Below are 26,318 nucleotides of genomic sequence, written 5' to 3'. Positions count from 1 at the left end.
GCTTGGATCGCGGACGCAACTCCTCGACCGTCACCCCTGAGGTGCTCATCAAGCGGCGGCGGACCTACTGTTTGATCTTCTCCCACAACCACTTCGCCACAGCATCGGGCGATGAATTCGCATCATTGCCGCTGGCGCGCAGGTTCGCCTCGCGCATGGTGGCGATGTCGATCTTGCCGAGCAATGGCTTGAGCGCCGCCTGCAGTCGCTCGTCTCCGGCGCGCTTCGGCGCAAGCAGCAGGATGGCGTCATAGGGCGGGATCGCGCGTTTGGGGTCGTCGAGCGCCGTGAGCTCGTATTTGGCGATCAAGCCGTCGCTGGTGTAGCCGGCGATGACGTCGACCTCGCCGCTGGCGACGGCCGCATACATGAAGTCCGGTTGCATCTGGCGCTGGGCGCGGAACTGCAGCCCATAGGCCTTTTGCAGGGCAGCCCATTCGGGCCGCGAGAAGAACTCGTAGTCGCCGGCAATCGACAGCGTGGCCGAATGTGCGGCGAGATCGGCGACGGTTCGGATGCCGAGCGCATCGGCACGTCGTCTTGGCATCACCAGCGCATAGGCGTTCTCGAAGCCGAGCTCGCCGAGCAGGGTGATGTCGTCCTTGGCGAGCGCCGTCTTCAATTCCGCCACCAGTTCTGCGCGCGGCTTGATGTCGGTGCGATGCAGCTGGTTGGCCCAGAGCGTGCCGGAATAGTCGACATAGAGATCGATGTCGCCGGCCTTCAGCGCCCCGAAGATCACACTGGAGCCGAGGCCGGAGCGTGCGGCCGCCGAGAGGCCCGCCGCCTCGAGGCGGTCCCTCATCAATGCCGACAGGACATATTGCTCGGCGAAGGTCTTGGCGCCAACCACATAGCCTGACGACGAGCGCCCCATGGTCGGCACCAGCGTTGCTGCAACCAGCGCCGCGATTCCGAGCGCCCCGAGGCCGCTGCGCGCGCGGCTGCGGCGGCGCAGGCCGCTCTCGATCAGCCCAAGCAACTGGTCGACTGCGAGCGCGAGGAGAGCGGAAGCCACGCAGCCGAACAGCACGAAGACCCAGTTCTGGGTCTGGAGGCCGGCAAAGATGTAATTGCCGAGACTGGTCTGCCCGATCGGCGTCGACAGCGTCGCGGTGCCGATCACCCACACCGCCGCGGTGCGGATGCCGGCCATCATCACCGGTAGCGCGAGCGGCAGCTCGACGATCAGCAGCGATTGCCGCGCGGTCATGCCGACGCCCTCGGCAGCCTCGATCAGCGCGGGATCGATGCCGTTGAGGCCGGTGATGCCGTTGCGCAGCACCGGCAGCATCGAATACAGCGCCAGTGCCAGCATCGCCGGCAGGAAGCCGAACGCGGAGAAGGATATTCCGAACCAAGCCACCGTGACGGAAGCAGCCAGCAGCAGCAGCGGATAGAACAGCGCGAGCAGCGCCAGCCCGGGTACGGTCTGCACGATGCTGGCCAACGCGAGCAGGATGCCGCGTGGCGCCGGACGGTTGCGCGTCAGGATCGCCAGCGGCAGGCTCACGGCGAGGCCAAGCGCGAGGGCGGCGAGGCTCACCTGCACATGGTTGCCGAGGTAGTCCGGCAGATGCGACAGCGCCTCGCCCCAGCGCGGATCGGTGAAGAGGCTCATGCCGCACCGCCCATCGGCAGCAACGCATTCAGCCGCTCGACCTGGCGCCGCGGGGTACGCAACAGCTCGAGCACGTAATCGTCGCTGCTGCTCGAGAGCTCCGCAGCCGTACCCTGTGCGAGCAATCGTCCCCCGCGCATCACTGCGATGCGGTCGGCGAGCAGGATCGCCTCGGTCATGTCATGGGTGATCATCACGGTGGTCAGGCCGAGCTTGCGGTGCAGCGCGCGATAATCGTCACCGAGCGCATCGCGGGTGAGGGGATCGAGCGCGCCGAACGGCTCGTCCATCAGCACGATGCGGGGCCTTGCCGCGAGCGCCCGCGCCACGCCGACGCGCTGGCGCTCGCCGCCGGAGAGCGCCTCGGGCAGCCGGTCGCGATGCGTTGCGCGGTCGAGCTGCACGAGCTCCAGCAGCTCGTCGACGCGCCCTGCAACGGCCGCAGCCGGCTCGCCGAGCAGCTTCGGCGTGATGCCGATATTGTCGGCGACGCTCAGATGCGGAAACAGCCCGCCACTCTGGAAGACGTAGCCGACCCGGCGCCGAAGCGCGACCGGATCGACATTCCGCACGTCCTCGCCTTCGACGGTGATGGTGCCGCTATCGGCCTCGATCAGCCGGTTGGCGAGCCGCAGCAGCGTGGTCTTGCCCGAGCCCGAGCCGCCGACGACGGCCACAAACTCACCCTCGGCGATGTCGAGCGACACGTTATCGACGGCTGCAAGGGAGCCGAAGCGCTTGGTGACGTGCTGGTAGCTGATCGCCAGCTTGTAAGACATCGTGGGAGAGCTCTCTTTTCTCTTACCCTCCCCGAGGGGGAGGGTCGATCGCGCGCAGCGCGAGCGGGGTGGGGTGATCTGTCGACGCGGGCAGTATTCGACGCGGAGAAACCGTCCACCCCACCCCGGTTCGCATTCCGCTTCGCTTCATGCGCACCGACCCTCCCCCTCCAGGGGAGGGTGAGAGCACGGCAAGTCCCCATGCGTAGCACGCTTGGCGGCTTGATTGAACTTGGCCGCACGAGCGGCTAAGGCATCGGCCTGAGTTGGAGGAAGCACATGACGACGCCCACGGCAGTGGCGCTGGAAGATGCCAAGGTTGCGTTCCGGCTGGGGGACGGCCGGGTCTATACGGCGGTGGAGAAGGCCCATCTCGCGGTGGCACAGGGCGAGTTTGTCGCCATTGTCGGGCCCACAGGGTGCGGAAAATCGACGCTGCTCAACGTCGCGGCGGGCCTGCTCAAGCCCGCCGCGGGCAGCGTCAGGATTTTCGACCAGCCATTGGCGGGGCTGAATCGGGATGCCGGCTATTTGTTCCAGGCTGATGCGCTGTTCCCCTGGAAGACTGCGCTCGACAATGTCGCGATCGGACTCGAGGTCAAGGGCACGCCGCGCACGGAGGCCTTGTCGCAGGCGCAGAAATGGCTGACCGCCGTCGGCCTCGGCGCCTTCGCGAACCGCTATCCGCACATGCTTTCGGGCGGCCAGCGCAAGCGCGTGGCGCTGGCGCAGGTGCTGATCCGCGATCCGAAGATCCTGTTGATGGATGAGCCGTTCGGGCCGCTCGATGCGCAGACGCGCCAGGTCATGGGCAATCTGCTGCTCGATCTGTGGAGTGCCGACCGCAAGGCCGTGCTGTTCGTCACCCACGATCTCGAAGAAGCCATCGCGCTCGCCGACCGCGTCGTGATCATGTCGGCGGGGCCGTCCTCGCGCATCATCGGTGACTGGCGCGTCGGCCTGGCCCGCCCGCGCGACATCTTCGAGGTGCGCCTCGACAAGGAATTCCATGCGCTCCATCGCGAGATCTGGAGCGTGCTGAAGGACGAGGTGATGAAGGGGTACGCACAGTCCACGCAGGCGGCGGAGGTGGTCTGATGTCGCGCACGACGCTGTTTGCGCTGCAGATCCTGGTCGCTGTCGTCGGCTTGGTGCTGTGGCAGGTGCTGTCGACCGTTCCCGTGTTCGGCAAGATCCTGCTGCCGCCGTTCTTCTTTTCCAACCCGTTGGACGTGTTCAGCCAGATCGTGAAATGGTTCGCCTCCGGCGTGATCTGGAAGCACCTCGGCATCACCCTCGCGGAATCGATCCTCGCCTTCGTGATCGGATCGCTTGGCGGCGTCCTGGTCGGCTTCTGGTTCGCGCGCCAGCCGCTGGTCGCCGCGGTGTTCGACCCCTATGTGAAGATGGTCAACGCCCTGCCGCGTGTCGTGCTGGCGCCGATCTTCGCGCTGTGGCTCGGGCTCGGCATCTGGTCCAAGGTCGCGCTCGGCGTCACCCTGGTGTTCTTCATTGTCTTCTTCAACGTCTATCAGGGCGTCAAGGAGGTCAGCCGGACCGTGCTCGACAACGGCCGCATGCTCGGCATGAGCGAGCGGCAGCTGATGCAGCATGTCTATTGGCCGTCGGCGCTGTCGTGGATGTTCTCGTCGCTTCATACCTCCGTCGGCTTCGCCGTGGTCGGCGCGGTGGTCGGCGAATATCTGGGATCGGCGGCCGGGCTCGGCTATCTGATCCAGCAGGCCGAGGGCATCTTCGATGTCGCCGGCGTGTTCGCCGGCATGTTCGTGCTGTCGGCCTTCGTCATCCTGATCGATTTCGGCGTCACCTTGGTGGAGCGGCGCCTCCTGGTGTGGCGGCCGGCCGCGTCGGACGGGCGGGGGTAGGAAGCAGGTCTATTTTGATCGCGTCGATGCGATCGCGGACGTGTGTTGGGCACCGCTATTGCGCCGAGGGGCTGATGGCCAGCCCGCTCAGGCGGAGCTTCTCAAGCCAGGCCCGCTGCTCTATGGTGCCGGCGGCCGAACGGAGGAAACCAATGAAGAACACGATTGCCAGGCTCGCCGGCGCACTGCTCGCGCTGACGCTCACCACCTCGCTTGCCGCGGCGCAAAGCAAGGTCACCATCGCGGTCGGCGGCGGCTCCTGCCTGTGCTATCTGCCGACGGTATTGGCCAAGCAGCTCGGCGAATACGAGAAGGCCGGCGTCAGTGTCGAGCTCGTCGACCTCAAGGGCGGCTCGGATGCGCTCAAAGCCGTGCTCGGCGGCAGCGCCGACGTGGTCTCCGGCTATTTCGACCATTGCGTCAATCTCGCCGCCAAGAAGCAGGAGCTGCAATCCTTCGTGGTCTATGACCGCTATCCCGGCCTCGTCCTGGTGGTCGCGCCCTCGCGCACCAACGACATCAAGTCGGTCAAGGATCTCGCCGGCAAGAAGGTCGGCGTCAGTGCGCCCGGCTCCTCCACCGACTTCTTCCTGAAATACATGCTCAAGAAGAACGGGCTCGATCCCACCAGCGTCGCCGTGATCGGGGTGGGCCTCGGCGCCACTGCGGTGGCCGCAATGGAGCAGGGCCAGATCGACGCGGCAGTGATGCTCGATCCGTCCGTGACCGTGCTGCAGGGCAGCCACAAGGATCTGCGTATCCTCTCGGACACCCGTACCCAGAAGGATACGCTGGAGACGTTCGGCGGCGAATATCCGGGCGGCGCGCTGTATTCGACCGTGGCCTGGATCAACGGCCATGAGAAGGAGGCGCAGGCGCTCACCAATGCGATCCTCGCCACGCTCGCCTGGATCCATTCGCATACGCCGGAGGAGATCATGGCGAAGATGCCCGAGCAGACCGTCGGCAAGAACAAGGATCTCTATCTTGCCGCACTGAAGAATACGATCCCGATGTATTCCGAGACCGGCAAGATGGACCCGAAGGGTGCCGACGCCGTGCTTGCAGTGTTCAGCGTCGGCTCGCCCGAGGTGGCGAACGCCAAGATCGACGTCAGCAAGACCTTCACCAACAAATTCGTCGAGCAGGCCAAGAAGACCACCGGGAGCGTCAAATAGCCGACGCGAAGGCGTGGTAACCGACCCGTCATGAAGTCTCCGGTCATTCATCGCGTCGCGACGCTCGATCTTGCCGTGCGGCCGATCGTCTGGCCGTTCGCCGAGGAGCGCCGCGCCGAGATCGCGGCGCATTTCGCCGAGAAGCAGCGCGAGCGGCCGAAGATCTGGAACGGCCGCATCCTGCTCGGGCGCGACGCTGTGTTCAGCGACGGTTACCTGAGGGCGACCTATTTCGAGACCGATTTCGCAAGCTTTCTCGCCTGGCGCGACTGGGGCTTTCCCGACAAGGCCGTGTTCAACGGCTTTGGCATGGGCGCGTTGCGCGCCTCCGACGGCACCTTCATCATGGGCGAGATGGCGCCCCACACCGCCAATGCGGGCCGCATCTATTTCCCCTCGGGAACGCCTGATCTCGACGACGTCAGGGACGGCGCGCTCGACATCCCCGGCAGCGTCGTCCGCGAGCTCGGCGAGGAGACCGGCCTGACCGCGGCCGATTATCGGATCCAGCCCGGCTGGCATTGCGTGGTTACCGGCCCCACGATCGCAATGTTGCAGGTCATCAACCTGGACATGCCGGGCGATGCGGCCCGCGCCAGGATCGAAGCCAACCTTGCGCGCGAGATCGAGCCGGAGCTGTCCGCCATTCATCTCGTGCGCGGGACCAGCGATCTCAGGCCGTCCATGCCGCGATTTGTCACGGCCTTCGTCGAGCAGCAGTTCGCAGCGCGCTGATGCGCGAGGCTTGACATCGCCGCGCGCAGCCCATGTGATGGGCCGAAGAATTGCACCAAGAATGCAATGCACAAATCGTCCAGGGAGGTTTTAATGCGCCTGCGCATGGCTGCCCGCTTGGTACGTGGGCTGTTGGTCGCGATATCAGCGACGGGCTTGGCGGTGTCTGCCGCGGCCCAAGACAAGGCTCAAGAGAAAAAGCTCAAGATCGGCGTCATCTACGATCTGACTGGCCCGCTCGCCGGCGGCGGTTCGGAGCTTCAGTACACCGGCGCGAGGATCATGCTGGATCAGTACAGCACGAAAGACGTCGAAGGCTACAAGATCGAGGCGATCTATGCCGATGCTCAGAGCAAGCCGGATATCGCCATCAATGAAGCGATCCGTTTGATCGAGCAGGAAAAGGTCGACATGCTGCTCGGCTTCTTCTCCTCGGCGCAATGCGTGCCGGTGGCCGCGCGGGTCGAGCAGCTGAAGAAGTTCATGTGGATCACGACCTGCATTTCGTCGGCGGTGCTGGAGAACAAGAACTACAAATACGTGTTTCGACCGCAGGCCTCTGGCGACCAGTTCGGCATGATGACGATGGACTTCATCGCGCAGAACGCGAAGGAAAAGCTGGGCAAGGACCCGAAGGACCTGCGGGTCGCCATCATCCACGAGGACGGCGCCTACGGCGTCGACGTTGCCAAAGGCAACGAGGCCGGTGCCAAGAAGGCCGGTTTCAACATCGTGCTCAGAGAGGGCTATTCGGCGACGGCCCCGGATCTGTCTGCGTTGGTCACCAAGCTGAAGCGGGCCAAGCCGGATGTGGTGTTCCATACCGGCTATAATCCCGACATCACCCTGTTGCTCCGGCAAGCCCGCGAACAAGGGCTGAAGTTCGGCGCACTGGTAGGACATGGCGCCGGCTACGGGGTCTATGAGAAGCTGAAGGAAGGCCTGGGCGCCGACGTAAACTATGTCTTCAACACCGATCCGATCTCGATCTGGCTCGCCAACCAGAAGAGCATGGATCCGAAGCTACCGCCGATCATCAAGGCGGTCGGCGAGGAGTTCGACAAGCGCAAGCCGGGTGTCGCCATCCGTTCGGCCCATGTCGGCATGGCTGCGTCCAACACCTATTTGTTCCTGAACGACGTGCTGCCGCGAGCGATCAAGAAGTATGGCGGCGTAGATCCCGATTCCCTGCGCAAGGCAGCACTGGACACCGACATACCCGAAGGCGGCACCATGCTCGGCTTCGGCGTCAAATTCCACGGCGAGGGTTCGCCAATGGCCGGCCAGAACGAGCGCTCGTTCCCGGTCGTGATCCAATACGTCGACGACAAGTCCTATGTGGTGTGGCCCAAGAGCCAGGCGCAGCGCGAGGCCGTGCTGCCGCTGCCCAAGGGCACCACCTATAGCAACCAATAGCGGGGTTCTGCGGTGTTGGAAGTCAGCGGATTGGTGAAGCGGTTTGGCGGCTTCACCGCCGTGAACAACGTCTCGTTCCGGGTCGATCAGGGTGAGATCCTCGGCCTGATCGGTCCCAACGGCTCGGGCAAGAGCACGATCTTCAACATGCTGTCCGGCACGCTGGCGCCGACCTCCGGATCGATCCTGTTCGCCGGGCACGAGATTGCGGGCCTTGCGCCGCACCGGATCATCAACAGCGGCATCGGTCGAACCTTTCAGATCCCGCGGCCGTTCCGCCGCCTCAGCATTTTCGAGAACGTCGCGCTTGCCGGCTTCTACGGCCAGGGCCGCCACAGCCGCGCCAAGGCGGAGGAGGCGGCCGAGCGGTCGCTGGCGATGGTCGGCCTGCCGACCGATCGCCATGCTAGCGTCGATGGGCTTGGCGCAGCGGGGCTGAAGAAGCTGGAGCTGGCGAAGGCGCTCGCCACCGCGCCAAAGCTATTGCTCGCCGACGAGAGCCTCGGCGGTCTCGACGAGGCCGAGATGGACCAGGCTGCGGACATGCTGCGCAACATCCGCGACGAGCTCGGCATCACCATCATCTGGGTCGAGCACATCATGGGCGTCCTGATGCGCGTGGTCGACCGCGTCATGGTGCTCGATCACGGCGAGAAGATCTCGGAAGGCCTGCCGAGCGCGGTCGCGGGCGATCCGCGCGTCATCGAGGTCTATCTCGGCACCGACGCCGAGACCACGCAGGCCGCGGCCGCCGAAGCGCGCCGCCGCGCAGGGGGCTAGGTGATGCTGGAGCTTCGCGGCCTCAATGCTGGCTATGGCACCTTCCAGGCGCTGTTCGACGTCAACCTCGACGTGAAGGCCGGCGAAGCCGTCGGCGTCATCGGCCCCAACGGCGCCGGCAAGACCACCCTGATGCGCGTCATCTCCGGCCTGATCCGTCCCTCGCGCGGATCGATCAGGATGGAGGGCGTCGACCTCGTCGCGACGCCGTCGCACAAGATCGTCAGCCTCGGCATTGCGCATGTGCCGGAGAACCGGCGGCTGTTTCCGCAGCTCACGGTCGACGACAATCTCAAGATGGGCGCCTTCATGAAGGAGGCGCGGGACCACTACGCCGAGCAGCTGGAGGTGGTGTTCGACCTGTTCCCCCGCCTGAAGGAACGCCGTCACCAGATGGCCGGAACCATGTCCGGCGGCGAGCAGCAGATGTGCGCCATCGGCCGCGCGATGATGTCCAATCCGAAACTGTTGCTGCTCGACGAACCCTCGGCGGGGCTCGCGCCGGTGGTGGTGCAGCAGGTGTTCGAGCTGGTGAAGCGGATCCGCGCCAGCGGGCTGACGGTGCTGATCGTCGAGCAGAACGTGCAGCAGGTGCTGAAGGTGGTCGATCGCGCCTATCTGATCGAGGCGGGCACGATCCGCGCGTCCGGCACCTCGGCCGAGATGCTGGCGAGCGACACGGTCAAGGAAGCTTATCTCGGGGTATGATGGGCATGCAGGCGTTCCTGGACGTATTCGACATCTACCTGCTGGAGGCCGTCATCAACGGCATCTTGCTCGGCGGCGTGCTGGCGCTGCTTGCGCTGGGGCTCAACCTGATCTTCGGTGTCATCGACGTGACCTGGATCTGCTACGCCGAGCTCGTCATGATCGGCATGTACGGCATGTATTTCATGGTGCAGTATTACGGCGTCAGCTATTTCGTTGCCGCCCCGCTCACCATCCTGCTGGTCGCCGTGCTTGGTGCGGCGCTGCACTACCTCGTCATCGCGCCGCTGCTGACCGCGCCACCGATCAACCAGCTGCTCGCGACCGGCGGGGTGCTGTTCGTGCTGCAGAGCTTTGCCACCGTGGCCTTCGGCATCGACTTCCGCAATCTCGGCATCCGCCTGCCGGTGCTCGCCTTCGGCGACATGAATTTCAGCTACGCACGACTGCTTTCGTTCGCCGCCGCGCTGGTCGGCATGGTCGCGGTCTATCTGTTCATGACGCGCACCTTCACCGGCACTGCGATCCGCGCCATCTCACAGGACCGGCAGATCATGGCGCTGATGGGCGTCGACACCAAGCGGATCTACTTGATCACGTCGGCGCTCGGCGGTGCGCTCGCCGGCCTCGCCGCCTGCCTCCTGGTGCTGCAATACGACGTGCATCCCTTCGTCGGTCTGTCCTTCGGGCCGATCACCTTCCTGATCTGCGTGCTCGGCGGCCTCGGCAATTTCATCGGCGGCTTCATCGCCGCCTTCGTGTTCGCCGAGATCATCTCGCTCGGGGGCCTGTTCTCCGACCTCGAATGGGGCTATGTGCTGGCCTTCGCGTTCTTCATCGTCATGATGTTCATCCGGCCCGCGGGCCTGCTTGCGAGGCGCCGATGATGGGGCAGGGGCGGCTTGCTGCATGGGGCGTGGGGCTGGCGGCGCTGGTCGCGCTGCCCTTCGTCTATCGCGATCCCTATCATCTGCACATCCTGGTGCTGATCCTGATCTGGTCGTTCGCCTATACGTCCTGGTCGATGATGGGGAGGTTCGGCCTCGTCTCGCTCGGCCATGGCGGCTTCATGGGGATCGGCGCTTACGTTACGGCGCTGTTGTGGAATCACGCAGGGTTGTCGCCCTGGATCGGCATTCCCATCAGCATGGCGGCGGCCGGCGCGCTGGCGATGATCGTCGGCTATCCCTGCTTTCGCTTTCGTATCACCGGGCATTATTTCGTGCTGGTGACGCTGGCGCTGTCAGGCATCGTGCTCCAGGTCATCACCGCGACGCGCGACTATACCGGCGGCTCGCTCGGCTACACCCCGAACCGCGCGTCCGGCAACAGGCTGCTGGCGCTGCAATTCGACGACAAGACCACCTGGTACTTGATCGCGCTTGCGGTCTGGCTGTTCGGCATCGTGGTCTGGCACTGGGTCGACCGCAGCATGGCGCGTTATGCGCTGGAGGCGATCTCCGAGGACGAGGACGCCGCCGCCGCGGCCGGTGTCGACGTCACCGCCGAGAAGCTGAAGATCACGCTGCTCAGCGCGTTGATGACGGCTCTGGCGGGCGCGATCTACTGCCAGTACCAGATGTTCATCACGCCCGACACGGTCAGCGGCATCGCGGTCTCGCTGCAGATGGTGTTCGCCGCGATCGTCGGCGGGCTGTTCGTCTCGCTCGGTCCGACCGTCGGCGCCATCATCACCATCCTGCTGGCGGAAACGCTGCGCATCGGTTTCGGCACCAAGGCGGTCGGCTGGGACAATCTCGTCTACGGCGTGCTGCTCGTGCTTTTCATCATATTCCTTCCCAAGGGCATCCTTGGTAGCTTGCTCGACCGATTGAAGTTGCAACGCAAGGTGCCCCGCGCTCATGAGCAAAAAGCCGTCCAAGTCGCTCGCCCAGGAGCTTGACCGCTACATCACGCCGTTTCGCTACGATGGCTCGGGCAAGTTTCACCTCAAGGACCACAAGACCGACGAGAGGGGCGATCTCGACAAGGAGAAGGCGCTCGCGATCCTCGACGCCAACAAGAAGCGGCTGATCGCGTTTCAGGAGAAGCTCTACGCGCAGGATCGCTGGTCGCTCCTGATCGTATTCCAGGCGATGGACGCCGGCGGCAAGGATTCTGCCATCAAGGCGATCTTCGAGGGCATCAATCCGCAGGGCTGCGAGGTCACGGCTTTCAAGGCGCCGAGCAGCAAGGAGCTCGACCACGACTTCCTCTGGCGTCATGCGGTCGCGCTGCCCGAGCGCGGCCATATCGGCATCTTCAACCGCTCGCATTACGAGGAATGCCTGGTGACGCGCGTGCATCCCGAGATTCTCGCCAAGCAGAAGCTGCCGCCGAAGCTCGTCACCAAGAACATCTGGAAGGAGCGGTTCGAGGACATCTCCGCCTTCGAGCGCTATCTCTGCCGTAACGGCACCGTGGTGCTGAAGTTCTTCCTCAACCTGTCCAAGGAAGAGCAGCGCGAGCGCTTCCTCGCGCGGCTGGACGATCCGGCCAAGCAGTGGAAGTTCTCCATGGACGACATCAGGGAGCGTGCGCTCTGGCCGCGCTACCAGGCGGTCTACCAGGACATCGTCCGGCACACGGCGACGTCCCATGCGCCCTGGTATGTCGTGCCCGCCGACCACAAATGGTTCGCCCGCGTCGTGATCGGCTCGGTGATCAATGCCGAGCTGGAAAAGCTCGACTTGCGCTTCCCCCGTGCCGACAAGGCCTCGCTGGAGGAGTTCAAGCAGGTGCGCAAGGCGCTGGAGAAAGAAGGCACGGGAGGCAAGAGGCAAGCAAAGTGACAGCCGGCGGGACCACGAACTGCAAGAACGTCAACTTCGCGCTCCAGGGCGGCGGTGCGCACGGCGCCTTCGTGTGGGGCGTGCTCGACCAGGTGCTCGAGGACGGCAGGCTCGCGATCGAGGCGATCAGCGCGACCAGTGCCGGCGCGATGAATGCGGTGGCGATGGCCTCGGGCATGGCGCATGGAGGCGCGGAGGCCGCGCGGGAGAGCCTGCACGCGTTCTGGTACGAAGTGTCGCGCATGGACATGGCGTACGATCTGATGTCGCCGCTGAACCAGTGGATCCAGGCCCTGAAGCTGCCGCCGGAATATCATCCGGTCCACGCCTTCATCCATACGCTGACACACACGCTGCCGCCGAACCTGCTCAATCCCTTTCAGTTCAATCCGCTCCGCGCGCTGCTGCAGCGCGTGATCGATTTCGACCGGCTTAATTCGTCGCCCGAGGCGCCGCAGCTGTTTCTGAACGCCACCAACGTCCGCACCGGCAAGATCAAGGTGTTTCAGAGCCCGCTGCTGACGGCGGACACCGTGCTCGCGTCGGCCTGCCTGCCGCCCTATTTCCAGGCCGTCGAGATCGACGGCGAGCATTACTGGGACGGCGGCTATCTCGGCAATCCGGCGATCTATCCGTTAATCTACCGCAAAGGCAGTCACGACGTCGTCATCGTGCAGGTGACGGCGATCCGGCGCGACGAGCTGCCGGCCAGTGCCGCCGATGTCCTCCACCGCATCAACGAGATCAGCTTCAATTCGTCTTTGATGCGCGAGATGCGCGCGATCGCCTTCGCCACCCGGCTGATCGACGACGGCGAGCTCGACAGCAACAAGCACAGCCGCATGTACATGCATTGGATCGGCAACGACGCGCTGATGTCGCAGCTCGGCACGGCCACGCAGTTCCACCCCGAATGGAGCCTGTTGTGCCGCCTGCGCGATGAGGGCCGCGCGGCGGCGCGCAACTGGCTGGCGCGAAACTTCGACCAGATCGGAAAGGCCTCGACGGTCGACCTCGCGGAGATGTTTCTCTAAATGGCCGGGTGGCCATCGAGCAAAAGTGTGAAAACAACCCCATGCACAGTAGCCGGGCATAGCGGAATCAATGGCTTATCGACTCCCATCATCCGCAATGCGGATTTAACGAAATTCGTTTGCATCGTCGGGCAAAACAGGGGCATGATGTCACCATGCCGGCTGCCTTCGGAAATCCCTCACCTCGCGCGGAAGCGATTTGCACAGCGGAACTCGGATCGTCAAATGTGATCGTCAGATCATTGATCCCGCTTGACAGTTTTGTGTCGCAGGGGGACCATGCCAATGGTCGCAAACAAGCGACGCGCAACGTCCACCTCATGAGCAAGGGGAGGTCTATGACACCACCTCCGCAAATCCAGCCGCGTTAATTGCGATGGAGCTCGTTCGGACTATCGCATAGCGGCGGAAACCGCGAACGGCACGCCGGGACAAGGTTTAGCGGGCTGCATCAGTGAGGCAAAGCCCCTACCTTCCCGGCGCTGTATTTTGATCGTGTCGGATGGCCGTGAAGGCCGCCGCACCAATTTTTTTTGACACCCCGCTCGTCTCAATCCTGCTGGTCGATCCGCAAACGGGTCTTTGCGCGCACTGACGGGACATCAGCTCCCGATCCTGCATTGCGGCAAATGCCAAGAGAATGTCGTCCCAAAGGCCAACTTCCGACACAGGCGGGGGGCGAATAGCGCCGATCCGACATGACGGATGTGCTTCGGCGGTGGCGGCCACGCTACCTGCGAGCACATTCACTTTTCCAGGGAATCTGCGTGTCGCAAAAGCTTGTCCCGGCGCTTCTCGCCGCTCTTTTCCTTGCAATCTCTTCTCTCTCCTGCGCCCGCGCCGATGCGCCGGCCGCGAACGGTGCCGCGGCGCTATCGCCGGACGAGGCGAAGCGTGCGTTGGACACGCTTCAGGACGACAAGAAGCGCGCGCAGATGATCGATACGCTCCGTGCAATCGCCAACGCGTCTGGTCCGCAACAGGCCGCGCCGCAGCCGAATTCGCCGATCCCGCTTTCGGCCGACGGCCTCGGTGCGCAGCTCATGCTGACGGTCTCGGAGGAGATCGGCGAAATCTCGCGTGAGATCGCCGGCATCGCGCGGACGCTCACGCATTTTCCGGCGTTCTACTACTGGATCGTGCGCACCGCGAACGATCCCGCGGCTTACAATCTTCTGCTCGAGATCGCCTGGAAGCTTGCGCTGGTGCTCGGCTGCGCCCTCTTGGCCGAATGGGTGATCTTCCGCCTGATCCGCCGGCCGGTCGCGTTCCTGGAGGGACGCGTGCCGCAAACCGCGCGCCTGCCGGCACCCGCGTTGCCGCTTGCCGATCCGCCATCGTCAGTCGCCGACGTTACGCCTGCACCTGAAATGCAGGAGCGACGTCACAGCCTTGCGCGGGTCTGGCAGATCATGCTGCGCCTGCCCTTCGTGTTCGGCCGTTTCGTGCTCGAGCTGCTTCCCGTGCTCGTCTTCGTCGGCGTCGCCACCGCGCTGCTCGGGACGGAGATTGGAGAACCGACAACCGTCCGCCTCGTGATCCTCGCCGTCGTCAACGCCTATGCGTTCTCGCGCGGGCTCATCTGCCTGGTTCGGGCGCTGGCGGGGCCGTTCGGCTTGTTTCCGGTGCGCGCGGAGACCGCCGCCTATGTCGAGATCTGGGCGCGCCGTATCGTGGGCGTCGGCATCTCCGGCATCGCCTTTGCCAATGTGGCGCTGCTGCTCGGCCTGCACCGCGCCGGCTACGCCGCGCTGCTGCGCATGGTGATGCTGGTCGTGCACCTCTTCATCGCCGTCATCGTCCTGCAATGCCGCCGCCAGGTCGCCGATGCCATCCGCGCCCCGGCCGAGCGGCAGGGGATCGCGGCTCGTTTGCGCAACCGCGTCGCCGGCGGCTGGCACTATCTTGCCATCGCGCTCGACCTCGCGCTCTGGGCGGTGTGGGCGCTCAACATCCGCAACGGCTATTCGCTGCTGCTGCAATATTTCGTCGGCACCATCGTAGTGGCGCTGGTCGCACGTGTCGTCATCATGCTGACGCTGAGCCTGATCGATCGCGGTTTCCGCATCAAGCCGGAGATCCTCCAGCGCTTTCCCGGCCTCGAGATCCGTGCCAACCGCTATCTGCCGCTGCTCCGCAGGATCGTATCCGGCGTGATCGCCTTCATCGGTTTCGTGGCGGTGCTCGAGGTCTGGGGCGTGGACGCGATCGTCTGGTTCTATGGCGGCCAGATCGGCAGCCGGCTGATCTCGGCCGTGGTGACCATCGGCCTTGCCGTGCTCATCGCCGCGGCGATCTGGGAAGCCAGCAATGCGCTCCTGGACCGCCAGATCAATACGCTGTCGCGGGACGGGCACTATGCCCGCGCCGCGCGGTTGCGCACCTTCCAGCCGATGCTGCGCACAGCGCTGCTCTGCCTGATCGCGACAATCGTCGGCCTCACGGCGTTGAGCGAGATCGGCGTCAATGTCGCCCCGCTGCTCGCGGGCGCCGGCATTGTCGGCATTGCGATCGGTTTCGGCTCGCAGAAGCTGGTGCAGGATCTCATCACCGGCCTGTTCCTGCTGCTGGAGAATACGGTGCAGGTCGGCGACACCGTCAGTGTGTCCGGGCTGTCGGGCGTCGTCGAGAACGTCTCGATCCGCACCATCCGCCTGCGCGCGGGCGACGGCGCCGTGCACATCGTGCCGTTCAGCGCGGTCACGACCATCACCAATGCCAGCCGCGGCGCCGGCAACGCCTCGGTCAGCGTCAACGTCGCCTACAAGGAAGACACCGACCGCGCCGGCCAGATCCTCAAGGACATCGTCGATGAGATGCGCCGTGAAGCGGACTTCCGCGCGCTCATCCGCGGCGACCTCGAGCTGTGGGGCGTCGACAAAGTCGATGGCGCGATGGTGTCGATCGTCGGGCAGATCCGCTGCACCGAGGCCGGCCGCTGGCCGGTCCAGCGCGAATTCAACCGCCGCATGAAGCTGCGCTTCCAGCAGAACGGGATCGAGGTCGCATCGCCGGTGCAGACCATCCTGATGCACATCGCGCCGCCGGCGGACAGCGCTGCCAATCTGACGCCCCGGCGGGCGGCGGGATAAGCAGTCCCAAATTCCGGCCTGCCTTTATTTGGGTCCGCCAACGCGCGCCCCGGTTGGCGCGTTCAACCTTTTCGCGCGCAAGTGCCAGGCGTTTGCAAAATCTGCTGCGGTGCGAGATCACGATCGCGGCCGGAGTCTCCTTGATCTCGATTGAACGCTGGCCGACAATGGTCGTGGTTCAATAAGAAACTCCTTGGGGGAATCGTGAATAGACCTGCTCGGGTCAGCGCCCATTCGACATCATCCGACACCGCGCACGGCATGACGCTGCTGCGCGACCCCCTGCTCAACAAGGGCACGGCCTTCACGGAAGCAGAGCGCGCCGCACTCGGCTTGCGCGGCCTGTTGCCGCCCTGCGTGCTGACGATGGAGACCCAGGCTCAGCGCGTGCTCACCAATCTGCGCACGCTGCCGACGGACCTGGAAAAATACGTTGCCCTGAACGCGCTGCATGACCGCAACGAGGCGCTGTTCTTCCGCGTCGTCGTCGACAATATCGACGAGATCCAGCCGATCATCTACACCCCGACGGTCGGGCTTGCCTGCCAGAAATACGGCCTGATCTTCCAGCGGCCGCGTGGCATGTTCATCTCCTCGCGCGACCGCGGCCAGATCGCGGAGATCCTGAAGAACTGGCCCTACCAGGCCAGGCTGATCGTCGTCACCGACGGCGAGCGCATTTTGGGACTTGGCGATCTCGGTGCCAACGGGATGGGCATCCCGGTCGGCAAGCTATCGCTCTATTCGGCCTGCGCCGGCGTGCATCCGGAAGCGTGCTTGCCGATCGTGCTCGATGTCGGCACCAACAACGAAGAGCTGTTGAACGATCCCTATTATCTCGGCCTGCGCGAGCGGCGGTTGACGGGCGAGGCCTATGACAGCTTCGTCGACGAGTTCATGCAAGCCGCGCGCAAGACGTTCCCGGGCGTGCTGATCCAGTTCGAGGACTTCGCCAATCATTCGGCGTTCAAGCTGCTGCACAAATATCGCGACGAGGCTTGCGTCTTCAACGACGACATCCAGGGCACCGCGGCGGTGGCGCTCGCCGGCCTGTTCTCGGCTCTGCGCATCTCCGGCGGCAAGCTGAAGGATCAGAAGATCCTGTTCCTCGGCGCGGGCGAGGCGGCGACCGGCATCGCCGACCTCGTGGTCTCCGCCATGATGGCGGAAGGCGCGTCCGAGGCGGACGCGCTTCGCCGCAACTGGCTGGTGGATTCCCGCGGTCTCGTCGTCAGCGGCCGTGAAGGCCTTTCTGGCCATAAGCTCCGCTATGCCCATGCCGGTCAGGCGCCGATCGCCGACTTCCTCACCGCCATCAAGACGCTGAAGCCGACGGCGATCATCGGCGTCGCCGCGGTCGGCGGCGCCTTCACGCCCGACGTGCTCAAGGCGATGGCCGAGCTCAACGAGCAGCCGATCGTGTTCGCGCTCTCCAACCCGACCTCGAAAGCCGAGTGCTCGGCGGAGGATGCCTATCGCTACACGGAGGGACGCGCGCTGTTCGCCTGCGGCAGTCCGTATGATCCGGTCAAGCTCAACGGCCGCAGCTTCGTGCCGCGCCAGGGCAACAATTCCTACATCTTCCCGGGCGTCGGCCTCGGCGTCATCGCCAGCCGCTCGCGCCTCGTGACCGATGAGATGTTCATGGCGGCGGCCCACGCGCTCGCCGATTGCGTCGGCAAGGAGGACCTCGCTCAGGGCAGCCTCTATCCGGCACTGCCGCGTATCCGCGAGGTCTCCGTGCGCATCGCGGCGGCGGTTGCGGATGTGGCCTATCAACGCGCGCTCGCCGACGGACCCGCGCCCAACGACGTGAAGGCCCTGGTCCAGTCGCAGATGTACGAGCCGAAGTACTAGAAATCGGGCCGCGCCGAAAACGCGGCTCGCGGGGCGTATCGGGCTGATCCTTCGCTGATCTGTCCCGATTCTGAACAGGTCACTGTGGTGGAATCGCCACAGCTGGCGCGAAACGAAGGCGGCCCCAGAGCCGCTTTTGTTCCGACAAGGTTCTGCCCTCATTGCCCACCGAAACTTGGGGTTGTTCGGAGGGCGCATCATGTCTCGCATTGCAAGTGCCGAAACTGCCCGGATGTCGCTGGCGAGCTCGAGCCGGTTATTGCTCGCGGTCCTGGGTGCCGCATCGCTCGCTGCCTGCTCGCAATCGCCGGTCGGCCGTCAGACAGCCGATCTCGCCGGAACAACCCGGCAAGCCGCGGTCGAGCGCCCGCACAGGGTGGCGGCGCTGCATCCACGCCCCATCAGCCGGGCGCGCGTCACCGACCGTGACGCAAAGCAAACCGCTTCGCACGGCATCGCCAGCTTCTATTCGGATACGCAGACCGCGAGCGGCGAGAAGTTCGACAGGAACGAATTGACCGCGGCGCATCCCACCCTGCCGTTCGGCACCAAGCTGCGCGTTACCGAGACCTCCTCCGGCCGTTTCGTTACGGTCAGGGTCAACGATCGCGGGCCCTTCGTGCGCGGACGCGTGGTCGACATCTCGCCGTCGGCCGCCGAGGCGCTCGGCATGGTCGACAAGGGCATTACCAATGTCAGGCTCGAAGTCGTGCAATAGGGCGCCACGCGTCGCGACCGTGCGGGCGCGCTTAACCGGCTGTTAGCGGCTTCTCAAGCAGCATGGCTGTCCGCACAATTCGGGGCTTTGGGGGAGGCGACGCTTGAACACGATCCAGTATCTCGAAGACCAGGCTGCGCGCGCCGAGCGGCTCGCCAAACGGATTACGGATACGCTGACGATCGAAAAGCTGCTGACCTTCGCGGGCGAACGCCGCCGCGAGATCGAGGTCATCGCCGGCAAACGCCGCCGCAACTAAAGCACGATGGATCAGGTTCGATTGCTACAAGGGAGGTGCACTCCCTCTCCCGCAAGCGCAGGGCTATCGGATATGACTTGTGGCGGCGGCCTGCGCGCACGCCTCGTCCTTCGAGACGGCGCTGACGCGCCTCCTCAGGATGAGGCTAATCAGCATCAGTGCTCGTTGGAACTGCTGCCGCGCACTCCGCCCTCATCCTGAGGAGCCCGCCCAAAGCGGGCGTCTCGAAGGATGGCCGCAGAGAAAAACTCCCAAATGCGATAGTCATTCCCGCAAGCAGGGAGGGAGCGCACCTCCGTCCTTTTCGGCAAGTGAGCTTCATTTCATCGCGCTTTGGGAATGGCTTTCGATGAAGTCGCTGAGATAATCGGGGAGCTCTATTCCATAGATGTCGCAGCGTGCGCGGATCTCGCCGGCGACGTCGCACGAGATATCCTTCATCCAGTGCTCGAGCGTGTTGAACGAGATCACCTTGATCGGGTCATTGAAGCAGCCGGCGACGAGCTCGCCGATCGTGGTGTCGAGATCGCTGCGCTCGATGCGGATTTCGGTCGCCTCGTCACGGCGATCAACCACCACGAACAGGGTCTGGTCCGCTCCGTAAGGCACGATCGGTGATGATACGCCGGCGTCAAACATCTCGAGGCGCTCACGTCATTGCTTTGATCCCTGACAACGGGAAGAACCGGAAGAAGGTTCCTGCTCGCACGCTTGTGAAGGGCGTCAGAGAAATTCTCTCAAGCGCGACAGCTCGAGGACGTGTTCGGGGGAGAGGATCTCGGTGACGAGCGGCGGCTGCGCTACGGTGCGGATCTCGTAGAGGTGCCGGGTCGTCGCCGGTTTCTGCATGAAAGCCGAGATGCAATCGTCGAGCGTGCCTTCGATGAGCTGGTAGGGCTCCCGGTCAGGCTGGCGCTGATTGGCAAGTGATGGCCATTTATGCAGCACCGCAAGCGCGCCGAAATTGACCTTTGAATCCCCGACCACGTCCCCCATCGCCCTGCCTCACGCAAAACACGACCCCAGCACACGTGCTCGCGTGCCGGGGCCCATACATCTGTCGCTGCATCTCAATGCCACAGGTCAGCCAACGCGGCAGCCGGGAAAAGGTTCCCGGCCGCCTCTTGGCTGAGTCAGCTCGCGGCGGCCGCGATCTCGTGCCGCGGGCTGGCGTGACCATCTCCGTGACCGTCACTGCTGCCGACCTTGGGCGGCAGTCCGGCGAAGCGCCGCAAGGCTTCCGCCATCTGCACCCGTCCCGACACGCCTGTGATCACCACGTCCACCATCGCAAAGGACGAGTGGAAGTGGCCGCGCGCCTTCAATTGCTCGACCGGCACGCCCGCTGCGGCCATTGCCTCGGCATAGGCGATGCCCTCGTCGCGCAGCGGATCGAACTCGCAGGTGACCACGAGGGCCGGCGGCAGGCCGGCAACCTTGCCGCGCAGCGGGGCGACCCGCGGGTCGGTGCGGTCCGCCGGCGAGCAATAGAGGTCCCAGAACCAGTACATCAGCGAGCGCGTCAGGAAGTAGGCGGTCCCATTTTCGTTGTAGGAGGGCCGATCGAAGCTGCAGTCGGTGACCGGGCAGACCAGAAGCTGGCCGGCGATCGAGGGCCCGCCGCGGTCGCGCGCGAGCTGGCAGGTGACGGCGGCGATGTTGCCGCCGGCGCTCCAGCCGGCGACCAGCACCGGGCCCGGCCTACCGCCGAGCTCGGCGGCGTGCTCGGCGATCCAGCGCGTGGCCGCATAGCCGTCCTCGGCCGCGGTCGGGAAGCGATGCTCCGGTGCGTGGCGATAGCCGACGCTGACGAACATCATGCCGGTCCGCCGCACCATGTCGCGGCAGAACGGCTCGTCCGATTGCTCGTCGCCAAGCACCCAGCCGCCGCCGTGGAAATAGACCACGACCGGATGCGGTCCCGGCGTTGCCGGCTTGTAGACGCGGTAGGGCAACGCACCGTCGGCGACGAGCAGGGTGCCGTCGACGATCTCGCCGATCGGCCGCCCCGCAGGCCGGCCCTTGTTGAACTCGTTGACGAAGGCGCGGGCGCCGAGCGCGCCCATCGACTCGATCGGCGGCAGGTTGAGCGAGGCGAGCAGGTTCAGCACCAGCCGCACGTCCGGCTGCAGGCGCACCACCTCGCCGTCATTGCATTGGACGGCGCCATCGGGGCCGGTGAGCTTGAAGCCGAGCATGCCGCGGCTGACCACCTCGTCGCAGATGCTGCGATAAGGGCCGACGCCGCCGGTATAGGGCATCAGGCCCTGCACCTTGCCGGGCACGTTGGCGCCGGTGTACCAGGTGTTGGCGAGCCGGTGCAGCGTCAGCATCGAGCAGTCGGCCATGTGCCTGTTCCAGCCGGCCTGTGCCGTCTCGGTCGGCTCGATCGTGGTGAAGCCGGCATCGCGCAGCGATGCAACGCGATCGACCACCCAGTCGACATGCTGCTCGATCGACACCGCCATGTTCGACAGCACCGACGGGCTTCCGGGTCCGGTGATCATGAAGAAGTTCGGGAAGCCCTCGACCGTGAGGCCGAGATAGGTCTGCGGTCCCTGCGCCCAGACATCGGACAGCGACTTGCCACCGCGCCCGGTGATCGGATGCACGGCACGGATCGCGCCGGTCATGGCGTCGAAGCCGGTTGCGAAGACGATGACGTCGACGTCGAAGCTGCGGCCGTTCGTGGAAATGCCGCTCGCGGTGATCGCCTTGATCGGCTCCTTGCGCAGATTGACCAGCGTGACGTTCGGCCGGTTGTAGGTTGCGTAATAATTGGTCTCGAGGCAGGGGCGCTTTGCGCCGAAAGGATGGTCGTCCGGCATCAGCGCCGCGGCGGTCTCGGGATCCTTGACGGCGACGCGGATCTTCTCGCGGATCAGGTCCTGGACGATCTTGTTGCCGTCGACGTCTACGGCCTGGTCGGCCCAGAGCTGCGTCAGGATGTGGACGAGGTCGCCGGCCGCCCAGGCGCGCTCGAACCGCTCGCGACGTTCGGCATCGCTCAATTGCCAACTCACGACCGTCTGCTGCGGGTAGGGCACGCCGGCCATCGACTGCCGCGCCTGCTCGCGATAGGCCGCGCGGTCGCTCTGCAACAGGCTCATGCGGTCCGCGGGCGCAGGGCCGTTGTGCGCCGGCAACGCGAAATTCGGTGTGCGCTGGAACACCGTCAGATGCGCAGCCTGCTCGGCGATCACAGGGATCGACTGGATCGCCGAGGAGCCCGTGCCGATCACGGCGACGCGTTTTCCGGTGAGATCGACGCCGTCATGCGGCCAGCGCCCGGTGAAATAGACCTCGCCCTTGAAGTCCTTGACGCCGTCGATCTCCGGCGGCTTTGGCGCGGAGAGGCAACCGGTCGCCATGATGTAATGGCGGCAGGAGACGGGTGGCCCATTGTCCGTGGTGATGAGCCAGCGCTCCGACGCTTCGTCCCATCTGGCTTCGGTGACCTTGGTCTTGAAACGGATATCGCGGCGCAGATCGTAGCGATCGGCGACGAAGCCGAGGTAACGCAGGATCTCGGGCTGGGTCGCGTATTTCTCCGACCAGGTCCAGGCGGTCTCGAGCTCCGGATCGAACGTGTAGCTGTAATCGATGGTCTGGATGTCGCAGCGCGCGCCAGGATAGCGGTTCCAATACCAGGTGCCGCCGACATCGCCGGCCTCGTCGAGCCCGACCGCCGAGAACCCCGCCTTGCGCAGGCGATGGAGAAGGTAGAGGCCGGCAAATCCGGCGCCGACCACGGCAACATCGACCTGCAGAGCGGTTCCGCGCCCATCGGAGGCACGTGTGGCAACCATTGCGTCAGGCATGGTATTCCTCCCGGATGTCTTGTTTTGGCGGCAGGCTATCGCCGCAGGCTCAGCTTGTCATTAGAGCAAGTGCAATCTTAGGGTGGTCGTTTGCGGCGGCTTCGTGACCGCGCGAATCTTGCGGCACCACACGCACCGCGATGCACAATGGCCGTGATCGCCCGGGGTAATCAGCCATCGTCCTTCTGTGTATGCTTGCGCTTACAAGCCACGCGTACCGCCCGGGCGTCATGACAGAGTTGAGTGAACGCACCAAAGCGAACATGGACGTCGTCCTCGAGCAGACGTGCCGGCAACTGCCGCATGGCGGCGATCACGACAGCCGCAGGTTCATCGCCGAGCGCCTGATCGAGGCGGCGCGGGCGGGACACTCCACGCTCGGCGAGCTCGGCATCGTCGCGCGCCACGCGCTCGCGGAGCTGATCGGCAAAGGCGGTTAGGCTCAAGGCGCGAGGCTTGCCTTGCCGACGGCTCTGGACATAACCTGCCAAAACCCTTCATCGAGATCGTTGCGAAGATGCGGGCCCTGCTTGCATTCGTTGCGGCTATTGCAGTCTTGTGTGGCGCCGGCTCGGCCGTCGCCCAGCCGGTCGGGCAGTTTCCATTCGCGCTGACGCGTGAAGGGCAGATGCTCGGCGCCGTGGAAGGCGAGGTGGCCTCGTTCAAGGGGCTGGCTTACGCGGCGCCGCCGCTCGGCGCGCTGCGCTGGCAACCGCCGCAGCCGACGACCGAAAGCTCGGAGATGCGCACCGCCTACGATTACGGCGCGCCGTGCCTTCAGCCGGCGCTGCCGGCGGCGAGCGAGGATTGCCTGACGCTGAACGTGTTTCGTCCTTTCGGGGTCGACGGCCCGTTGCCGGTGATGGTGTTCATCCATGGCGGCGCGTTCGTCACGGGCACCGCGAACGATGCGCTGTTCGTTGGCGCCAAGCTGGCGCAGGCGGGCCTCATCGTGGTCACCGTGAATTATCGTCTCGGCGCGCTCGGCTGGCTCTCGCATCCCGCGCTGTCGGACGGCGGCTCCGGCAATTTCGGCCTGATGGACCAGATCGCCGCGCTGCACTGGGTGCACGACAACATCGCGGCGTTCGGCGGCGATCCTGATAACGTCACGCTGTTCGGCAGCGATGCAGGCGCGACATCGATTGCGCTGCTGATGCTGTCCGCGCAAGCGCGCGATCTGTTCCACAAGGCCATTCTGCAATCGGTGCCCGGCCGCGCGCGCCTGCGCTCGGCGGAAGAGGCGGAGGCCATCGGCCGGGAGTTCGTGGCCGCGCTTTCGCCGAAGACGGATCTGCGCGCGGTCGAGCCGCGGCGCCTGCTGGCCGCCGAGAAACAATTGCTGGAGACATCGCCGCACAGCTTTGCACCGATGATGGATGGACGTCTCGCGACCGAGGACCTCGCCGCGGGCTTTGCGGCCGGACGCCAGAGCCGCATTCCCCTGATCATCGGCTCGAACGAGGACGAGACCGGCCTGGAGAACGAGACCGCGATCAAGGGGGAGCTTGCGCCGCCGGGCGCGGGCGACGGCGAATTGCGCAAGCTCTATCCCGATCTCACCAGACCTTCGGATCTCGCGGCAAGAATCTACACCGACAAGGTCTTTTCCGAGCCGGTGCGGCTGCTGGCACGTCTGCACGCGGCAGGCGGCGCGCCGACCTTTCGCTACCGCTTCGCCTATGTGCCGGAGGCCAGGCGCACCAATCCGGACGTCGGCCACGGGCGCGAGCTGCAGTTCATCTTCGGTACGGAAGGCGTGCCCGGTGCGGGCATCCTGTCGCGGCGCGACCGCGAGGTCGCAGGCCGCATGCGCGCCTATTGGATAAACTTCGCCCGAAGTGGCGATCCCAATGGTCCCGACCTACATGGTCCCGACCTGCCACGCTGGGACGCAGCTAGCGGCGATCGCCTGCTGCTGATCACGAACGATGGCATCGCGAGCGGCGACGATCCGATCGCGGATCGTCTCGACCGGCTCGCAAATGAGGGCCGGAGATGAAGCGGATTTAAGCCGCGAGCTCGACGCGCGGCGCCGGGCTGAGCCGGTCTTCCTCCAGGTAATCCATCGCGCCGTCCTTCTCGACCGCATAGAATTGCAGGCCATCCCGCGACTTGAAGGCGGCGCGGACGACACCGCGGCGGCCCTTGTCACTGTTGACGACGTCCCCCAGCGCAAACTTCCTCATCGTACGTCTCACTTGTCTTCAGGCCGACTGCTTCGGCCCAGCGGGGATTCTGGGCGGCAAATCGTTAACGACTTGCTAACCATGCCGCTTTGCCTATGCTCATCGCCGATCGTGCGGACCGCTCGCACGTGCCTGTTGTCAACGAGACGAGCCGATGACGCGACTTCCGACCCTGTTCCTGTCGCATGGCGGCGGCCCCTGGCCCTTCATGGAGGACAGGCGGGTGCAATATGCCAAGACCGCCGAGGCGTTCGCGAACTTGCCGCAGCTTCTGCCCGAGAGGCCGAAGGCCGTGCTGGTCATCACCGGGCATTGGGAAGCCGACGCCTTCACGGTGTCGACCTCGCCGCATCCACCGATGGTCTACGATTATTACGGTTTCCCCGAGCATACCTACCACATCAAATATCCGGCGCCGGGCAAGCCCGAGCTTGCCGCGCAAGTGAAGGCGCTGCTCACGCATGCCGGCCTCGATTGCCGCGAAGATCCCGACCAGGGTTTCGATCACGGCACGTTCGTTCCGCTCGGGCTGATGTATCCGAATGCCGACATGCCGATCGTGCTGCTGTCGCTGAAGTCCAGCTATGACGCGGCCGAGCACGTCAAGGTGGGGCAGGCGATCGCATCCTTGCGCGACAAAGGCATCCTGATCGTCGGCAGCGGCCTGACCTATCACAACATGCGCGGCTTCAACCGTCCGGAGTCCAAGCCCGTCTCGTATGATTTCGAGGCCTATCTGAACGAGGCGATCAGCAACCCCGATGCGGCGCGCCGCAATGCCATGCTGGTCGATTGGGAGAACGCGCCGAGCGCACGCCTTGCACATCCGCGCGAGGACCATCTGCTGCCGCTGATGGTGGCGGCCGGTGCTGCGGGAAGCGACGTCGGACGGCGCGTCTTCGTCGACGAGGTCGCGCATGTGGCGATGGCCTCGTATGTGTTTGGATGAATTCTTCTACCCTCTCCCCTTGTGGGAGAGGGTGGATCGCCGCGAAGCGGCGAGACGGGTGAGGGGTCTCTCTCCGCCGGGGAATCTCGCGCAATGAACTCGTGGAGCGAACCCCTCATCCGGCGCTTCGCGCCACCTTCTCCCACAAGGGGAGAAGGAAGAGGAGCGTCGCAACTTCACCCGTATCTCAGCTTCATCACCAGGATGCCGCCGGCGAGCAGCATGGTGACGGCGTTCGAGGCGATCAGGGGGCCATCGCCCGAGAGCAGGCCGTAGATGAGCCAGAGCGCGAGGCCCAGCACCATCACCAGGAACATGCCGAGCGAGATGTCGCCGGTGGAGCGGGTCTTCCATACCTTGATGGCTTGTGGCGCGTAAGCGACGGTGGTGCAGGTGGCGGCGGCAAAGCCGATCAGCTTGATCATGAGCGGGTCCATGCGCGCTCTATAGCATGGATTCGACGACGGTCACGCTTCGGGCGGCAGTCTGCGCGCGCCTCGTCCT

General features: G+C 64.9%; 25 protein-coding genes. 18 read left to right on the top strand and 7 right to left on the bottom strand.

The features are described from left to right. Positions 1-64: 64 nt before the first annotated feature. Together I6F20_RS21625 and I6F20_RS21620 are read right to left on the bottom strand one after the other, a co-directional pair. Complete coding sequence (locus tag I6F20_RS21625) at positions 65-1,621, bottom strand: ABC transporter permease/substrate-binding protein (protein ID WP_225127743.1); 1,557 nt, start codon at positions 1,619-1,621, stop codon at positions 65-67. Next, a complete protein-coding gene (locus I6F20_RS21620; protein WP_225127741.1) occupies positions 1,618-2,400 on the bottom strand; it encodes an ATP-binding cassette domain-containing protein in 783 nt (260 codons plus the stop codon). Before I6F20_RS21620 ends, I6F20_RS21625 begins: the two co-directional genes overlap by 4 nt. Positions 2,401-2,679: 279 nt before the next feature. Here I6F20_RS21620 and I6F20_RS21615 point away from each other — a divergent pair, with 279 nt between their 5' ends. The 15 genes from I6F20_RS21615 (at position 2,680) to I6F20_RS21545 (ending at position 18,855) form a co-directional block, all read left to right on the top strand. Next, the gene (locus tag I6F20_RS21615) at positions 2,680-3,498 is read left to right on the top strand and encodes an ABC transporter ATP-binding protein (protein ID WP_036006639.1); all 819 of its coding nucleotides are present in this window, start codon (positions 2,680-2,682) and stop codon (positions 3,496-3,498) included. Beyond that, positions 3,498-4,286, top strand: a complete 789-nt coding sequence (locus I6F20_RS21610; protein ID WP_036006641.1) for an ABC transporter permease — start codon at positions 3,498-3,500, stop codon at positions 4,284-4,286. Before I6F20_RS21615 ends, I6F20_RS21610 begins: the two co-directional genes overlap by 1 nt. Before the next feature lie 152 nt (positions 4,287-4,438). Continuing rightward, complete coding sequence (locus tag I6F20_RS21605) at positions 4,439-5,464, top strand: ABC transporter substrate-binding protein (RefSeq protein WP_036006644.1); 1,026 nt, start codon at positions 4,439-4,441, stop codon at positions 5,462-5,464. A gap of 30 nt (positions 5,465-5,494) precedes the next feature. Next, positions 5,495-6,199, top strand: a complete 705-nt coding sequence (locus I6F20_RS21600) for a hypothetical protein (RefSeq protein WP_036006647.1) — start codon at positions 5,495-5,497, stop codon at positions 6,197-6,199. A gap of 93 nt (positions 6,200-6,292) precedes the next feature. After that, positions 6,293-7,615 (top strand): ABC transporter substrate-binding protein, encoded by a 1,323-nt coding sequence (locus I6F20_RS21595; protein WP_225127739.1) that lies wholly within the window; start codon positions 6,293-6,295, stop codon positions 7,613-7,615. A gap of 12 nt (positions 7,616-7,627) precedes the next feature. After that, complete coding sequence (locus I6F20_RS21590; RefSeq protein ID WP_036037489.1) at positions 7,628-8,395, top strand: ABC transporter ATP-binding protein; 768 nt, start codon at positions 7,628-7,630, stop codon at positions 8,393-8,395. Between the two features lie 3 nt (positions 8,396-8,398). Continuing rightward, entirely contained in the window at positions 8,399-9,103 is a 705-nt protein-coding gene (locus I6F20_RS21585) for an ABC transporter ATP-binding protein (RefSeq protein WP_225127737.1), read from the top strand. A 5-nt stretch (positions 9,104-9,108) separates the two neighbouring features. Further along, positions 9,109-9,990, top strand: a complete 882-nt coding sequence (locus I6F20_RS21580; protein WP_109145936.1) for a branched-chain amino acid ABC transporter permease — start codon at positions 9,109-9,111, stop codon at positions 9,988-9,990. Then, positions 9,987-11,006, top strand: a complete 1,020-nt coding sequence (locus I6F20_RS21575) for a branched-chain amino acid ABC transporter permease (protein ID WP_036025024.1) — start codon at positions 9,987-9,989, stop codon at positions 11,004-11,006. Before I6F20_RS21580 ends, I6F20_RS21575 begins: the two co-directional genes overlap by 4 nt. After that, positions 10,966-11,895, top strand: coding sequence for a polyphosphate kinase 2 family protein (locus I6F20_RS21570; RefSeq protein ID WP_225127735.1), 930 nt, complete (start codon positions 10,966-10,968; stop codon positions 11,893-11,895). Before I6F20_RS21575 ends, I6F20_RS21570 begins: the two co-directional genes overlap by 41 nt. Continuing rightward, the gene (locus I6F20_RS21565; protein ID WP_225127733.1) at positions 11,892-12,929 is read left to right on the top strand and encodes a patatin-like phospholipase family protein; all 1,038 of its coding nucleotides are present in this window, start codon (positions 11,892-11,894) and stop codon (positions 12,927-12,929) included. The genes I6F20_RS21570 and I6F20_RS21565 overlap by 4 nt, the downstream gene beginning before the upstream one ends. 767 nt (positions 12,930-13,696) lie before the next feature. Then, entirely contained in the window at positions 13,697-16,021 is a 2,325-nt protein-coding gene (locus tag I6F20_RS21560; RefSeq protein ID WP_225127731.1) for a mechanosensitive ion channel domain-containing protein, read from the top strand. A 204-nt stretch (positions 16,022-16,225) separates the two neighbouring features. Next, on the top strand, positions 16,226-17,878 hold the full coding sequence (locus I6F20_RS21555; RefSeq protein WP_074448138.1) for an NAD-dependent malic enzyme: 1,653 nt from the start codon (positions 16,226-16,228) through the stop codon (positions 17,876-17,878). Positions 17,879-18,077: 199 nt separating this feature from the next. Then, positions 18,078-18,596, top strand: a complete 519-nt coding sequence (locus tag I6F20_RS21550; RefSeq protein ID WP_225127729.1) for a septal ring lytic transglycosylase RlpA family protein — start codon at positions 18,078-18,080, stop codon at positions 18,594-18,596. Between the two features lie 103 nt (positions 18,597-18,699). Continuing rightward, positions 18,700-18,855 carry a hypothetical protein gene (locus I6F20_RS21545; RefSeq protein WP_192893313.1) on the top strand — a complete coding sequence of 52 codons (156 nt, stop codon included), beginning with the start codon at positions 18,700-18,702 and terminating at the stop codon, positions 18,853-18,855. Between the two features lie 318 nt (positions 18,856-19,173). On the opposite strand, the gene I6F20_RS21540 is transcribed toward I6F20_RS21545, so the two are convergent. The 3 genes from I6F20_RS21540 to I6F20_RS21530 all read right to left on the bottom strand — a co-directional run bounded on the left by I6F20_RS21540 (position 19,174) and on the right by I6F20_RS21530 (position 22,676). Continuing rightward, positions 19,174-19,494: a hypothetical protein gene (locus I6F20_RS21540; protein ID WP_036006679.1), complete on the bottom strand. Its 321-nt coding sequence runs from the start codon at positions 19,492-19,494 to the stop codon at positions 19,174-19,176. 84 nt (positions 19,495-19,578) lie between these two features. Next, positions 19,579-19,851 (bottom strand): hypothetical protein, encoded by a 273-nt coding sequence (locus I6F20_RS21535; RefSeq protein WP_036006682.1) that lies wholly within the window; start codon positions 19,849-19,851, stop codon positions 19,579-19,581. 137 nt (positions 19,852-19,988) lie between these two features. Next, complete coding sequence (locus tag I6F20_RS21530) at positions 19,989-22,676, bottom strand: flavin-containing monooxygenase (protein WP_225127727.1); 2,688 nt, start codon at positions 22,674-22,676, stop codon at positions 19,989-19,991. Positions 22,677-22,867: 191 nt separating this feature from the next. On the opposite strand from I6F20_RS21530, the gene I6F20_RS21525 reads away from it, so the two are divergent. Both I6F20_RS21525 and I6F20_RS21520 read left to right on the top strand, forming a co-directional pair. Next, positions 22,868-23,116 carry a hypothetical protein gene (locus tag I6F20_RS21525; RefSeq protein WP_036006688.1) on the top strand — a complete coding sequence of 83 codons (249 nt, stop codon included), beginning with the start codon at positions 22,868-22,870 and terminating at the stop codon, positions 23,114-23,116. A gap of 77 nt (positions 23,117-23,193) precedes the next feature. Further along, the gene (locus I6F20_RS21520; protein ID WP_225127726.1) at positions 23,194-24,678 is read left to right on the top strand and encodes a carboxylesterase/lipase family protein; all 1,485 of its coding nucleotides are present in this window, start codon (positions 23,194-23,196) and stop codon (positions 24,676-24,678) included. A 7-nt stretch (positions 24,679-24,685) separates the two neighbouring features. On the opposite strand, the gene I6F20_RS21515 is transcribed toward I6F20_RS21520, so the two are convergent. Continuing rightward, positions 24,686-24,865, bottom strand: coding sequence for a hypothetical protein (locus tag I6F20_RS21515; RefSeq protein WP_212290232.1), 180 nt, complete (start codon positions 24,863-24,865; stop codon positions 24,686-24,688). 154 nt (positions 24,866-25,019) lie between these two features. Between I6F20_RS21515 and I6F20_RS21510 the strand changes: the two genes are divergently transcribed. Then, on the top strand, positions 25,020-25,814 hold the full coding sequence (locus tag I6F20_RS21510; protein WP_225127725.1) for a DODA-type extradiol aromatic ring-opening family dioxygenase: 795 nt from the start codon (positions 25,020-25,022) through the stop codon (positions 25,812-25,814). A 176-nt stretch (positions 25,815-25,990) separates the two neighbouring features. On the opposite strand, the gene I6F20_RS21505 is transcribed toward I6F20_RS21510, so the two are convergent. Beyond that, positions 25,991-26,251 carry an SWEET family sugar transporter gene (locus tag I6F20_RS21505; RefSeq protein WP_025037992.1) on the bottom strand — a complete coding sequence of 87 codons (261 nt, stop codon included), beginning with the start codon at positions 26,249-26,251 and terminating at the stop codon, positions 25,991-25,993. Between the last annotated feature and the right edge of the window lie 67 nt (positions 26,252-26,318).

It is taken from the genome of Bradyrhizobium sp. IC3123 (genome assembly GCF_020193625.1).
Lineage (GTDB): Bacteria > Pseudomonadota > Alphaproteobacteria > Rhizobiales > Xanthobacteraceae > Bradyrhizobium > Bradyrhizobium yuanmingense.
Note: the sequence above shows the minus strand (reverse complement) of the source record. Positions and strands in the feature narration are given on the sequence as shown.